Genomic DNA, 14,054 nt, shown 5'->3' with positions numbered 1-14,054 from the left:
TCTAAGTATAATATTCATTCACAACTTCGCGGCGTTTTCCTGATGCCAATAATGGTATCTCATTGACATAATTAATTTTTATAACAGCATCGTCTCCAAAATGTGCTTTAAAATCTGAGATTAAATTTTCTTCGTCTACCAACTCCTCCGTATTTAAGTTAAAATGGTATTCTTTTTTACTTTTCTGTACCAATTGGTATTGTTTAAAAGATCCATAATCTAATACTCTTAAAGACAAATGTGATGAAATTAACATTCCTTTTGTATTGTAAAGCTGATCTATTTTTCGTCCTGAAATTTCGGTAAAATATGGGACGCCATTTTCATCTCGTTCCATACTTCCTATATCTCCGGTGTCATATCTTATTAATAGGGTAGCCATATTATATAAATCAGTGATAACAATACGACCACGTTGACCATAGGGCAAAACCCGATCTTCTTGCAAGTCTAGAATTTCTATGACATAGCTAGAATCGTTAATTCGATATTTAGAGGTATTATCCTGAATTTGCTGTGCCATAATCCCGGTTTCATTATTAGAGTAACGCGATAAAGGGGTAACACCAAAATATTTTTTCACCTCTGCTTTAGTCGAAGCTTTTAAAGCTTCTGAAATAGTAATAATAGATTGGGACTTAAATCGGATGGGATTTTCCTCTAAAGTAGCGATGTAGTTGCACATTTTTTCTAGAGCTGTCGGGTAACACAAAAAACTAATTGTTTTGTCGTTCTGGTTTAGTTCCGTAATTAGTTTCGCAATAGCTGCATCTGATAAATTTAGAATATTCCATGGTTTAAAATTCTTAATTAAAAAATTCAACTTTGCTTTAACAGAAAATAACTCTGGCCATATTCTTATAAACACTAAATATTGCCCTAATTCATAATTTGATTTTGAAGAAAAATAGAGATTATCGGCCTGAATTTTTCGGACCTTTTCCTTATTTTGATACAGACGAAACGGCGAACCTGTAGACCCACTTGTAGCTACTAACTTGCAATCCTTTTTATCAAACTTATCAGAAAAGAAGTCATCAAAACTATCTCGGATTATATTTTTATTCACCACCGGAAAATCTTCTAAAGTTTTAAATGCTTTGTTCCTATAAAAAGGCGTGGTTTTAGTAGCATGCGTTAAAAGTTCATCTAGTCGTTTGGAATTTTGACCTGCAACCCAACTCCTATCTTTAGCTTCTAAAATAGTTATGGTGTATTGATATATCTTTTTTAGTGGACTACCTTTAAAAACATCTAGCAGCCAAAATATCTGTCGTCTCAAATTCAATTTAATGCGTTTCTGTAAAATTAATTAAATTTTGATTTATAGCCGATTAAATCCAAATACTCTAAATTAAAAACGCAACCTGAATTAATTGAGGTTGCGTTTTCTTATTATATCGTTTTATGTGCTTTAATTTAGGTCTAATCGCAGTCCAAAAGAAATTGTATTAATATCATCAGGATTATTTTTAAAAATTGGATTTACGTCATATTTTGCATAAAAGCTCACATCTCGATAACCAATATAAGCACTTGGTCCAAAATTAATATTGTTCAAATTAAAATTATCTTGCTGTGTTACTTGTGTGTTTAAACCATTTTCATCGTCAAATCTTATAAATTGCGAGGTATAAATTCTAACGGCAAAATAACCTCCTAAACCCATTCTAAAACCTCGTTGCGAACGCAAATAAGTTTGCTCAGTTTTACTGTGGTATTGTGGTTTTGATAGGTCTATTTCTATATGTATTGGAAGCGCAATTGCCATGTTATCTAACCGAGAACGTTTAAGCTCATAACCACTATCTTGAAGCGTGGTTTCATCATCATTTTTAACCAATATTGAATTTTCTTCTTTCGGCTTGTAAGAATCAACCATCATAGAAAGTCCAAATTTTAAGTTCCAGAAGATTGACTCTTCTTTAAGTTTATATTTAAAAGTAAAACCCAATTCGCTATTTCCAAGAAGATTCGATTTAAAGCCATCACCATAATAACCACTATCATCGTTTAGAATTGTATTCATACCAAAAGCGACTACAAATTGTGTGGTTAATCGTTTTTCTACTTTTAACCCACTAATAGAATCATTGTAAAAATTCTCATCTTCAAAAACCGATATAAATGGTCTATTCTGTTCGTTTTCTTCGGCATACAAATCAAATTTACCGCTGACTTTATTTCTAATTAAAGCTAGTAATTTTTGCTCTTCATTAGACACAGCATCATTAATTCGTTTTGCGTGGTAGCTTGCGAGTTTCTTTTTTTCAACCTCAGCAGCTTCAAAAGTCATTTCCTTTTTTTCAACCTGTTCATCAAGCTTCTGAAGTGCTTTTTTTAAGGTGCTCTTTTCAACCGTAGTAATAGAGTCAATTCTGGAAGCGATAAGTGCTGCCTGAGCTTCAAAAGTGTTAGTCTGTCCCATTGTATATGTTGTGCAGCATAGCAGGACGACAATTAAAATGTAATGTTTCATAATAAACTAATGATTAATAATTAGTGATTAGGTTTGTAATTTCTATTCGCAACAGCCTCCTTAAATCCTTTTAGCTGTTTGGATGCTCGCTTAAAAATACTCTTGTTTTTTTCATCAAATAATTCCTTTTCCATTTCTACTAAAAGTGCATCGGATTCTAAATAGGGTTTTGATTGCGCTTTTTTATTTTTTTGCTGTTCTATTGAACGCTCTGTTACCGTCTGATTTAAAAGCTCTTCTGCGGTGATATATGGCATCGGATTTAACGTATTAGCATTTGCTAATTGTTCTTTATTGTCTGTTGTCTTCAGCTCATCCGTAGCGCTTTTATCATTAAGTTCTTCAACAGAAAGTGATTCTTTTTTTGCTTTAATACCATTTGATGCTTCGGCCAGTTGCTGATTAGAAGGTTTAACTTTAGAATTTAATATGGGCTGTTGCTCCTCTTTCTTCGATTGAACAGTATTCCGCGAGTCTTCTTCTGTTTCAGAAACTAAAACCTCCTTAGTTATTTTAGGTTTGGGTGTTACATTTTGGTTCACCTCATCTGGTTCTACTGAAGTCTCATTATCATAACCTATTTGTAAAGGTTGCTCGTTGCTGTCCGTTTTTAATACAAACTGGCTACCTACAACAAAGAATCCTAATAATAATGACGCTGCTACTGCATAACGCAACCACAATTTTCGTTTCTTTTTAGGTTTCGTATTCAAAGCCACAATTAAGCGCTCTCTAGCTTCCGAAGAAGGTGAAATCTCCCGTTCTTTAAAGGTATTCTTTATTATTTTTTCTACATTATCTGGTTCCATTGTCTTTTAAATTTAATTGGGAAAGTGTATTTTTTAATAACTTTTTAGCATGTGCTAATTGCGACTTTGAAGTCCCTACGCTCACCGATAGTAAATCTGCTATTTCACGATGCTTATAACCTTCAATCACATAAAGATTAAATATGGTTTTACATCCCACCGGAAGTTGATCTATGGCATTTTGTATAAGCTCTGAGGTAGAATAATCAGAAGTGGTCGCTGCCTGTGAGAAATAGTAATCGCCTATTTCTACCACATTAAATTTGTTTTTCTGAATACGTAAATACGAAATACATTCACGGACCATAATACGCCGTAACCAACCTTCAAAACTACCATAAGGTTCGTATTTATGAATATTCTGAAGAGCTTTATGAAATGCTGTGATCATTACATCTTCAGCAAATTGTAAATCTTTAATATATTGCCTACACACACCAAGCATCTTTGCCGAAAACATATCATAAAGTGCCAGCTGTGCTTTTTGGTTGGATGCTTGTGCTAATCCAACCAAATCACTCACGTTTTGGTTTATAGATACTAGTTTTGACATGGTTTTATACTTGTAATTTAGTAAAGTTGGTTACAAACGACTACTTTAAAAGTGATTTTATATTCTGTACGTAAAATTGATGCCCGCATTTAAAATTCCACCTGGCGAAAAACTGCTGTACGTAGACACTATTCGTAATCCATAATTAAGTCGTCCACTTAAATTAAAGGTGGTTTGAATTCCTAAATCTACCCCTAACCCATTATTATCGTCTTCAAGTATCTTTTTTTCAAAATTTATAAATGAAAATCCAGCTATAGATTCGAGTTTGGTATTTTCAGATTTTAAAAAATCATAGGCCACTTGAATTGCATATTTATCTAATTTATAATTGGTATCTAACGCATCACTCCTCATGGTAGCATTCGCGGCTGATAAATATAAGCTCATATTAGAATTTATAGCATACCCTAAAGTTCCTTCGATGTTTTCTCCTGAGTCTTTACCGACCAACTGTTCGCTTAATGTAAATCCAATCGAAAACTTTGACCTATTGGTTTCTTCGTCTTGTGCTGCAACTAAATTGACACTTAAAATTAAGACTAAAATTAAAATGTAGTTTACTTTTTTCATGATTCTTGTTTTTAAAAGGTTATTTTTTCTAATTGAAACTTTCCTAGGTTTTCGCTTCTATTAGTAAAAACGCTTTTAAAACAAAAAGGGTTGGATGAGAATTAAAAAAAAGTTTAAAATATTTGTAAAACACAAAAAACGCAACCAAATTAATGATTGCGTTTTTTTATTTGTCATTCTGAACATCGTGAAGAATCTCTTAAGGAGATTCCGAATTAAGTTCGGAATAAAGTATTTAATTTGAGATACCAACTTTCATTGGCATAAGCGATTCACACAACTTTAGCAAAAAGCTAAAGTTGGTTCTCTGCTTACTTCACTTCTTCAAAATCTACATCTTCAACATCACTGCCTTCATCTGCAGCTTGTCCTTTTGCACCTGCTCCTGCGTCAGTTGGACCACCTTCTGGTGCACCACCTTGAGCTTCTGCTTGTGCTTTGTACATTTCTTCGCTTGCTACTTTCCATGCTTCATTGATTTTCTCTAAAGCTGGTGTAATAACTGCGATATCTTTTGTTTCGTATGCTTTTTTCAATTCTTCAAGTGCTGACTCAATTGGTGCTTTTTTATCATCAGATAATTTATCACCAAATTCTTTCAACTGACTCTCCGTTTGGAAAATCATAGCATCAGCTTCATTTAATTTATCAGCTGTTTCTTTTGCTTTTGCATCAGATTCTGCATTAGCTTCTGCTTCTGCTTTCATCTTTTGGATTTCTTCTTCTGTTAATCCAGATGATGCTTCAATACGGATATCTTGAGACTTGTTAGTCGCTTTATCTGTAGCAGATACTTTAATGATACCATTGGCATCAATATCAAAGGTAACTTCAATTTGAGGTGTTCCTCGTTTTGCTGGTGGAATTCCATCTAAATGGAAACGACCAATTGTTTTGTTATCTGCTGCCATTGGACGTTCACCTTGTAATACGTGAATCTCTACTGATGGCTGATTGTCTGCTGCTGTTGAGAATACTTGCGATTTCTTAGTTGGAATCGTTGTATTAGCCTCAATTAACTTGGTCATTACATTACCCATCGTTTCAATACCAAGAGATAATGGTGTTACGTCTAATAAAAGAACGTCTTTTACATCACCTGTTAATACACCACCTTGAATACCTGCTCCTAAAGACACAACCTCATCAGGGTTTACACCTTTACTTGGTGCTTTTCCGAAGAATTTCTCTACAGCTTCTTGTACTGCAGGAATACGTGTTGATCCACCTACTAAAATAACTTGATCAATATCACTCTTAGTTATACCTGCTGCTTTTAATGCAGTTTGGCAAGGCTCAATAGTACGTTTTACTAAATCGTCTATTAATTGTTCAAATTTAGAACGCGATAATGTACGTACTAAGTGCTTAGGTCCACTAGCTGTTGCTGTAACGTAAGGTAAGTTAACTTCTGTTTGCGCAGAAGATGATAACTCTATCTTCGCTTTTTCAGCTGCTTCTCTTAAACGTTGTAAAGCCATTGGGTCTTTACGTAAGTCCATATCTTCATCAGCGATAAATTCTTCAGCTAACCAATCGATAATACGTTGATCAACATCATCACCACCTAAGTGTGTATCTCCTTCTGTAGATAATACTTCAAAAACACCATCACCTAATTCTAATACAGAGACATCATGTGTACCACCACCAAAATCAAATACTACGATTTTTTGGTCTGTACCTTTTTTATCCATACCATAAGCTAATGCTGCAGCCGTTGGTTCGTTAATAATTCTACGAACTTTAAGTCCTGCAATCTCACCAGCTTCTTTTGTAGCCTGACGTTGTGCATCATTAAAATATGCTGGTACTGTAATTACCGCCTCAGATACATCTTGACCTAAATAGTCTTCAGCAGTTTTCTTCATTTTTTGAAGAATCATTGCAGATAATTCTTGTGGTGTATATAAACGACCATCAATATCTACACGTGGTGTATCATTATCACCTTTAACCACTTTATATGGTACACGTTCTGCTTCGTTTTTAGACTCAGAATACTTATTCCCCATAAAACGCTTAATAGAATAAACCGTTTTTTCTGGGTTAGTTACTGCTTGTCTTTTTGCTGGATCTCCAACTTTAATTTCACCACCTTCTACGAAAGCGATAACCGAAGGTGTTGTTCTTTTACCTTCAGCGTTTGGGATTACAACGGGCTCATTACCTTCCATTACGGAAACACAAGAGTTGGTTGTACCTAAATCAATTCCAATAATCTTACTCATAATTTTTATTTGTTAATCGTTTTCCGTCTACACGGAAATTATACTATTATTATTTTTATACTCGGTTTGTATAAGTCAATGATTATGCCATGACAAAAAATATGACATGATGTCACTTTAACAAATTGTTAAGTCATAATATATCCCACAACATTAAGAAAACTTCAGCTTAACGTTTTTAAAAATTTCTTCACGCTTTCATAATACTCAGTATATAATAAAGGAACACAGCCGTGATAGTTTTACATCAACTAAAAACAACCAAATATTATGAAACACATTTTACAATTATTATTTATCTTTTTCACATGTACAATCAGTGCTCAATTGAATACTGGAGACATGGCATTTACAGCTTTCCATGCCAATGATGATGACGATTTTGCTATGGTAACATTTGTTGATATTCCTGCAAATAGCAGCATTTATTTTTCTGATAAAGAATGGGATGAAACCGAATTTAATTCTGGTGAAGCTAATTATGAATGGCAAACAGGTTCTGATGTAATAACTGCCGGAACAATAATTACATTTTACACTATTAGTGACATACCAAGTGTATCCCATGGAACTATAGTTGGAGAACCTGGTGGAATTTCCGCTTCATCTGAAGCCATATTTGTTTATCAAGGTACTGATGTAGATTCACCAACTACTTTTATTACTGCCGTTGCAAATTCATCGTCTGCTTATGATGATGGTGCTGGCACTGGACTTGCAGGTACTGGATTAACTGAAGGCTCTACAGCTATAACCTATTCTAACGGAACATCTTTAGCCACATATAATGGTCCAAGAACTGGTTTTACTGCTAATGGCTATATCGTAGCATTAAACACTATGAGCAACTACATTTTTGAGAATGATGCTAGTTTACCTTTTGATACGACTCCATTTGTAATCTCAACTACAGATACTAATCCTCCAAGTGTTGCTAATATTAATTCAATAGATCAAACGACTTTAGAAGTTATCTTTACTGAAGCGGTAACACCTGCTACTGCAGAAGCTACTGCTAATTATGTGTTCTCTCCTGCTTTAGCCATCAATTCAGTGACATATGATAATGCGACTTTAACAGCAACTGTTACGCATTCTGGTTTAACTGAAGGAGTAGCTTACAACGTAAGTATTAATAATATTGAAGATGCATTCTCTAATATACAAACAACCCCTTACATAAGTGAAGATTTATTTTACAATGCCTTAACTTCTGGATTAATCATCACAGAAATAATGTATAATGCACCTTCTGATGATTCTAATGCTCTTGAATTTTTAGAAATTTATAATAGCAGTTCAGCTTCTATTAATTTAGGAGGAGTTACGGTTAACGACGAAGGGAGTTTTATCTTCACATTTCCTGAAATGACACTTGCTACAGGTGAAATTGTATTATTAGCAACTGACAAAACCGCTGCTGAAGCTTTTTATGGTGAAACATTTTTAGATATGCCACAGGCGATCTCTAATGCTTTAGGAAATGGTGGAGAATTATTAGAAATTAAAAATTCTAATGGAGGTGTTATTTCACAAGTTGAATACAGTGATGATGTACCTTGGCCAACGTCGGCAGATGGTGATGGCCCATCTTTAGAGTTATTAAATCCTGATGCTAATTTTGATGACGGCACAAATTGGACACCAGCAACCAATTTAGTTGGGCAATCTTTAGGTGACGATGTATTTGCATCTCCAGGAAGTTTTACACCAGTTACGAACGTTATACCACAAATAAGTTTTTCAGAAAGCACTTATGCTGTTAATGAAGATGGAACATCAATAGACGTTACTGTTGAGTTATCTGCTGTACCCAATGCTGCTGTTTCAATTGATGTGGGCTTAGTAACTGATTTATTAACTGCGACTGAGACTGATGATTTCACGTTTACAAATCAAACCTTAAATTTCCCTGCAAATGCTACTGATGCAATTACAATAACTATTCCTGTTGTAAATGATGCTTTAGCAGAAATGGATGAACTTTTTATTTTAGAACTTTCTAATCCGGTTAATGCTGTACTTGGTGCTTATGAAACTACTGGAATTTACATTTTAGATGACGACAATATAATTCCTGTACCAACAGATGTATTAGATATTGAATACCTCTCTAGTTATTTAGTGGATGGTGCTGGTTCTGCAGAAATAGTTGCTCACGATCCGGTTTCAGAACGTTTATTTGTATTGAATTCAACAGGTCAAAAATTAGAGATTATAGATTTCTCTGATATCAATGCGATTTCAACAATTAGCTCTATTGATTTATCTACATATGGTGATCCAACAAGTGTAGCTTATATGAATAATATAGTTGCTCTAGGGATTTCAAAAGGACCATTAGAAGATGGTGTTGTTGTATTTTGCGATATTGATGGTGCAAACCTATCTACGGTTACTGCAGGAAACCTTCCTGATATGGTTGGTTTTACACCAGATGGCACCAAACTTTTAGTGGCTAACGAAGGACAACCAAATGACGATTATTCTGTTGATCCAGAAGGAAGTATTTCTGTTATTGACGTTACTGGCGGATTAGGACATATTTCTCAAGCAGATGTTTTAAGTATTAACTTTAATAGTTTTGATAGTCAACTAGCGACTTTACAAGCAGAAGGCATTAGAGTCTTTGGCCCTAACGCAACCGTTTCTCAAGATATGGAACCAGAATACATTACGTTTTCTAACGATTCTCAAACGGCATACGTAACGCTTCAAGAAAACAATGCCATTGGAATTATTGATTTAACAACAAATACGATTACCGATATTTTACCTTTAGGCTTAAAAGATCATGCTTTAGCAGGAAACACTTTAGATGCTTCTGATAAGACAGATTTCATTTTTCTAGCTAATTGGCCAATCAAAGGGATGTATATGCCAGATGCCATGGCGTCTTATGAAGTTGGTGGAGTCACCTATTTAGTAACTGCTAACGAAGGTGACGCTAGAGAATACGACACGTTTGAAGAAGAAGAACGTGTTAGTGATTTAAACTTAGATTCTACCGTTTTTACTAATGCTGAATTCTTACAGTTAGATAGCAATTTAGGTCGATTAACAGCTACAACTGCCACAGGTGATTTAGACAATGATGGAGATATTGATGAAATTCACGTATTTGGATCTCGTTCTTTCAGTATATGGAATACAGTGACTGGAGCTTTGGTATTTGATAGTGGTGATGATTTTGAACGTCTTACTGCAAATGACCCAACTTATGGGGATTTATTTAACGTGAGTAATAGTAATAACAAATTTAAAAACAGAAGTGATAATAAAGGTCCTGAGCCAGAAGGTGTAACTATCGCAGAAATTAACGGTGAATTTTATGCCTTTATAACTTTAGAGCGTGTTGGTGGTTTCATGACCTATAACATTACAGATCCTAATAATGCTGTTTTTGAAAAATACATCAATAATAGAGATTTAGGAGAAGATGAAGGTGGAGATTTAGGTCCTGAAGGCATTATTTATGTAACTCCAGAAAATAGTCCTAATGACACTGGTTTAGTGATTATGGCTAATGAAGTGAGTTCTACCTTAAGTTTCTATGCACTTAATAACAACACTTTAAGTACGGACGAATTCAATACAGTAACTGAATTTAAGATGTACCCAAATCCAACAACATCTAATCAGACGGTACACTTTAATCAAGCGGTTTCGGTTACTTTGTATGATCTTCAAGGTCGTGAAATAGCCTCAAAAATAGATGCTCTGGATTTTCAATTGCCAACTTTAACTGCTGGCACTTATATCTTGAAAACAAAAAATGGAGGAAGCTTTAAGCTTTTAATCAAATAAATCTGCTAATTTATTTTCCTGAAAAGCACCTTTAACTAAAGGTGCTTTTTTTAATTTTATAAAGATTAATCTTTATCATTTTGAAAGTTAAATTATAAAAAGGCATACTGTTTGATAATAAATAGCAATACATTAGTAATTAATTAAAATTTATATCATCATGAGAAAAATAGCCTCTTTAGTATTTGCACTTACATTTTTAATAACTTCTTGCGAAGGCGAACAAGGCCCTCCTGGATTTGACGGACAAGATGGAGTCAATTTTGTCGGACAGTCGTTTGAAACTTTACCGCTTGATTTTACCGCTAACAATAGCTTTGAACAATTAGTTCTTTTTCCTGAAAACATAGAAATAGATGACGATGACATGGTGTTAGTATATTTGCTTTGGGATGAAAACCCTGATACATGGAGACTATTACCTCAAACAATTTACACGGATAGTGGTGAGTTTCAATACAACTTCCAAGATAATTTCACTGATGTAACAATTTTTCTTGATGCGCCTTCAGATTTTGATTTTAACACGCTATTATCTGGTGACACTTTAAACCAGGTGTTTCGAGTTGTTGTGCTACCTATCGAATATATTAGTAATAATAATTTAGATATTACAAATTATGATGATGTCATGGAATACGTTCAATAAAACCTTGAAATTAACATGAAATATATTAAAAAGCTTGAAACCAATTTCAAGCTTTTTTTATTGTCGAAATTTTCAGCTTTGAATGAACATCTGCCTATATTTGCAACCAACAAAAACGATTTCGTAAATGGAGTGTATTTCAGTTTTCGACATGCTAAAAATTGGTGTAGGACCATCGAGTTCTCATACTTTAGGCCCTTGGCGAGCAGCAGAACGTTGGATTAAAGAGTTAAAGGATAAAAAACGATTCGATAAAGTCGAAAAAATAACCGTAGACCTTTATGGCTCTTTATCTTTAACAGGAAAAGGGCATGCTACTGATTTAGCTGTAATCTTAGGCTTAACTGGTGCTGACCCAGAACGCATGCCTATTGAAGACATTGATACTATAATTAATGATGTTAAAACAAACAACGTTTTAATGTTCAATAATGAAAGAACGATTCCTTTCGATTTTAAATCAAATATTGTCTTTAATCGTAAATCGCTTCCTTTTCATTCTAACGGCATGGTTTTTACAGCGTTAATCAATGGTAGAAATTATAAATACACCTACTACTCTATTGGTGGAGGATTTGTAGTGCAAGAAGAACGAAAAAAGTCTAAGGCCAATAAGATTATATTCTATTGCACATTTCCTTATCCTGTAGCTTACGGTGAAGAGCTATTGAAATTTTGTGAGCAACTACAACTCCCAATTTCTGGTGTGGTTTTAGAAAATGAAAAATCTATAAGAGATGAAACTGAAATAGATTTTGAATTAAAACGCATCTGGAACACCATGTTAGAATGTATGTACACGGGTTGCCATACGGAAGGTAATTTACCTGGCGGACTTAATGTAAGACGACGTGCTTACGACATGCACAAAAATATAATTGACGTCAATAGTTCGTATGACAGTCCTGAAGAATGGTTAGAAACCATAAGACAGACTGAAGTTAAATTCCGACAGATTTTAAAATGGGTGAGTTGTTTTGCTTTGGCTGTAAACGAAGTAAACGCCTCTTTAGGTCGTGTGGTCACTGCACCTACCAACGGAAGTGCTGGTGTTATTCCTTCGGTATTAATGTATTATTTGGTGATAGAAAACCATGATGCCGATTTTGAGCATATTAAAAAATTCCTTTTAGTCGCAAGCGAAATTGGTAGTATCTTTAAAAAGAATGCGACTATTAGTGCTGCAATGGGAGGTTGCCAAGCCGAAATCGGAGTCTCTTCAGCTATGGCTGCAGGTGCTTTATGTGAATTACTTGGCGGCACACCAGAACAAGTTTTAGTAGCCGCTGAAATCGCGATGGAACATCACTTAGGTTTAACCTGTGACCCCATTGGTGGCTTAGTACAGATTCCATGTATTGAACGAAATTCTATGGGAGCGATTAAAGCCATTAACGCTGCAGAATTAGCATTAGATACGGATCCGAAGAATGTAAAAGTACCTCTAGATAAAGTAGTACAGACCATGTGGGAAACCGCAAAAGATATGAGCTCTAAGTACAAAGAAACTTCAGAAGGAGGCTTGGCTGTTGGAGTGCATTTGACGGACTGTTAACGTCACACCATTTACCTATATTTAAAATGTCATTTTTGAAGGTGTAATACAATTCTCTTGTTTTTAGAATTCAATAAAATTTATGAAGATAAAATACTGATTCTAGAATTTTATGGTGTAAATCAATTAGAAACTTAACAAATCTCATTATTTTTACATTCAACTAATAAAAACACAATGTCAGTAGCAAAAAAAGAATACAAAAGAATTACGGTTAAGACTTTAGTAGATATGAAGTCTAAAGGCGAAAAAATATCCATGCTTACCGCCTATGATTATACCATGGCAAAAATCGTTGATGGTGCCGGAATTGATGTTATATTAGTTGGTGATTCTGCGAGTAATGTAATGGCTGGTCATGAAACAACGTTACCCATCACCTTAGATCAAATGATTTATCATGCCTCTTCTGTAGTTAGAGGTATTGATCGCTCTTTAGTTGTGGTTGATTTACCTTTTGGAAGTTACCAAAGTGATCCTAAAGAAGCCTTACGTTCTGCCATAAGAATTATGAAAGAATCTGGAGGCCATGCTGTTAAAATGGAAGGTGGTAAAGAAGTCAAAGATTCCATAAAACGTATATTGAACGCTGGAATTCCTGTTATGGGACACTTAGGATTAACACCTCAGTCTATATATAAATTCGGTACTTATACGGTAAGAGCAAAAGAGGAAGTTGAGGCACAACAATTAAAACAAGATGCCCAAATGCTTGAAAAAGCAGGTTGCTTTGGGATTGTTTTAGAAAAAATTCCTGCAGCATTAGCTAAAGAAGTGGCAGAAAGCGTTTCTATTCCTGTTATCGGAATTGGCGCTGGTGCAGATGTTGATGGTCAGGTTTTAGTATTACATGATATGCTAGGAATGACACATGAGTTTAATCCACGTTTTTTACGTCGCTATATGAATCTTTATGAGGAAATGACAACTGCTATTGGTCAGTATGTTGAAGATGTGAAGTCTGAAGATTTTCCTAATGATGAGGAACAGTATTAATTTAGATTGTTAGATAACTGAACCTGGAATATGGCTCATAAATTTAAAGAATTGCTGATTTGGAAAAGAAGTAGGTTATTCTGCTCTGAAATTTATGCTATTACTTCAAAGTTTCCAGATTCAGAAAAATTTGGTCTAACCAATCAATTGAGAAGAGCATCGGTTTCAATTCCTTCAAATATAGCTGAAGGATCTTCCAGAAATTCTAATAAAAATTTCGCTCGGTTTTTACAAATATCAATAGGTTCAGCTTACGAAATAGAAACTCAGCTTCTTATTTCCGCTGATTTAAATTTTATTTTAGATAAAGAACTCCAATCATGCCTTTCTGAATTAGATGAAATTATCAAAATGATTTCAAAATTTAAATCTAAATTAATCTAATATTTTCTAAAGATCTAA

At 34.3% G+C, this 14,054-nt stretch carries 11 protein-coding genes; 5 read left to right on the top strand and 6 right to left on the bottom strand.

All coding sequences use genetic code 11. The features are described 5' to 3' along the window. Window position 1: 1 nt before the first annotated feature. The 6 genes from K1X16_RS16245 to dnaK form a co-directional block, all read right to left on the bottom strand. On the bottom strand, window positions 2-1,282 hold the full coding sequence (locus K1X16_RS16245) for a CoF synthetase (protein ID WP_225037155.1): 1,281 nt from the start codon (window positions 1,280-1,282) through the stop codon (window positions 2-4). Window positions 1,283-1,414: 132 nt separating this feature from the next. Then, on the bottom strand, window positions 1,415-2,479 hold the full coding sequence (locus tag K1X16_RS16240; protein ID WP_225037154.1) for a hypothetical protein: 1,065 nt from the start codon (window positions 2,477-2,479) through the stop codon (window positions 1,415-1,417). Between the two features lie 20 nt (window positions 2,480-2,499). Then, window positions 2,500-3,288: a hypothetical protein gene (locus K1X16_RS16235; protein WP_225037153.1), complete on the bottom strand. Its 789-nt coding sequence runs from the start codon at window positions 3,286-3,288 to the stop codon at window positions 2,500-2,502. After that, window positions 3,275-3,841: an RNA polymerase sigma factor gene (locus tag K1X16_RS16230; RefSeq protein ID WP_225037152.1), complete on the bottom strand. Its 567-nt coding sequence runs from the start codon at window positions 3,839-3,841 to the stop codon at window positions 3,275-3,277. Before K1X16_RS16230 ends, K1X16_RS16235 begins: the two co-directional genes overlap by 14 nt. 57 nt (window positions 3,842-3,898) lie before the next feature. Next, complete coding sequence (locus K1X16_RS16225) at window positions 3,899-4,414, bottom strand: outer membrane beta-barrel protein (protein WP_225037151.1); 516 nt, start codon at window positions 4,412-4,414, stop codon at window positions 3,899-3,901. A gap of 311 nt (window positions 4,415-4,725) precedes the next feature. Next, window positions 4,726-6,645, bottom strand: a complete 1,920-nt coding sequence (gene dnaK, locus K1X16_RS16220) for a molecular chaperone DnaK (protein WP_195871218.1) — start codon at window positions 6,643-6,645, stop codon at window positions 4,726-4,728. A 270-nt stretch (window positions 6,646-6,915) separates the two neighbouring features. On the opposite strand from dnaK, the gene K1X16_RS16215 reads away from it, so the two are divergent. The 5 genes from K1X16_RS16215 (at window position 6,916) to K1X16_RS16195 (ending at window position 14,036) form a co-directional block, all read left to right on the top strand. Further along, complete coding sequence (locus tag K1X16_RS16215) at window positions 6,916-10,452, top strand: choice-of-anchor I family protein (RefSeq protein ID WP_225037150.1); 3,537 nt, start codon at window positions 6,916-6,918, stop codon at window positions 10,450-10,452. A gap of 160 nt (window positions 10,453-10,612) precedes the next feature. Then, window positions 10,613-11,101 carry a dihydrolipoamide dehydrogenase gene (locus tag K1X16_RS16210; protein WP_225037149.1) on the top strand — a complete coding sequence of 163 codons (489 nt, stop codon included), beginning with the start codon at window positions 10,613-10,615 and terminating at the stop codon, window positions 11,099-11,101. Between the two features lie 127 nt (window positions 11,102-11,228). Next, the gene (locus K1X16_RS16205; protein WP_225037148.1) at window positions 11,229-12,656 is read left to right on the top strand and encodes an L-serine ammonia-lyase; all 1,428 of its coding nucleotides are present in this window, start codon (window positions 11,229-11,231) and stop codon (window positions 12,654-12,656) included. Between the two features lie 177 nt (window positions 12,657-12,833). Continuing rightward, window positions 12,834-13,652, top strand: coding sequence for a 3-methyl-2-oxobutanoate hydroxymethyltransferase (panB, locus tag K1X16_RS16200; protein ID WP_225037147.1), 819 nt, complete (start codon window positions 12,834-12,836; stop codon window positions 13,650-13,652). A 30-nt stretch (window positions 13,653-13,682) separates the two neighbouring features. Then, a complete protein-coding gene (locus K1X16_RS16195; protein WP_225037146.1) occupies window positions 13,683-14,036 on the top strand; it encodes a four helix bundle protein in 354 nt (117 codons plus the stop codon). Window positions 14,037-14,054: the final 18 nt, after the last annotated feature.

This window comes from Winogradskyella sp. SM1960 (genome assembly GCF_020179375.1).
Lineage (GTDB): Bacteria > Bacteroidota > Bacteroidia > Flavobacteriales > Flavobacteriaceae > Winogradskyella > Winogradskyella marina.
The sequence above is the reverse complement of the archived record's forward strand: the minus strand, read 5'-3'. Positions and strand labels throughout refer to the sequence as shown.

Coding starts and splice junctions, on each gene's coding strand:
- dnaK (WP_195871218.1), bottom strand. CDS start 6,645: ATGAGTAAGATTATTGGAATTGATTTAGGTACAACCAACTCTTGTGTT.
- K1X16_RS16240 (WP_225037154.1), bottom strand. CDS start 2,479: ATGAAACATTACATTTTAATTGTCGTCCTGCTATGCTGCACAACATAT.
- K1X16_RS16195 (WP_225037146.1), top strand. CDS start 13,683: ATGGCTCATAAATTTAAAGAATTGCTGATTTGGAAAAGAAGTAGGTTA.
- K1X16_RS16235 (WP_225037153.1), bottom strand. CDS start 3,288: ATGGAACCAGATAATGTAGAAAAAATAATAAAGAATACCTTTAAAGAA.
- K1X16_RS16215 (WP_225037150.1), top strand. CDS start 6,916: ATGAAACACATTTTACAATTATTATTTATCTTTTTCACATGTACAATC.
- K1X16_RS16210 (WP_225037149.1), top strand. CDS start 10,613: ATGAGAAAAATAGCCTCTTTAGTATTTGCACTTACATTTTTAATAACT.
- K1X16_RS16205 (WP_225037148.1), top strand. CDS start 11,229: ATGGAGTGTATTTCAGTTTTCGACATGCTAAAAATTGGTGTAGGACCA.
- panB (WP_225037147.1), top strand. CDS start 12,834: ATGTCAGTAGCAAAAAAAGAATACAAAAGAATTACGGTTAAGACTTTA.
- K1X16_RS16225 (WP_225037151.1), bottom strand. CDS start 4,414: ATGAAAAAAGTAAACTACATTTTAATTTTAGTCTTAATTTTAAGTGTC.
- K1X16_RS16230 (WP_225037152.1), bottom strand. CDS start 3,841: ATGTCAAAACTAGTATCTATAAACCAAAACGTGAGTGATTTGGTTGGA.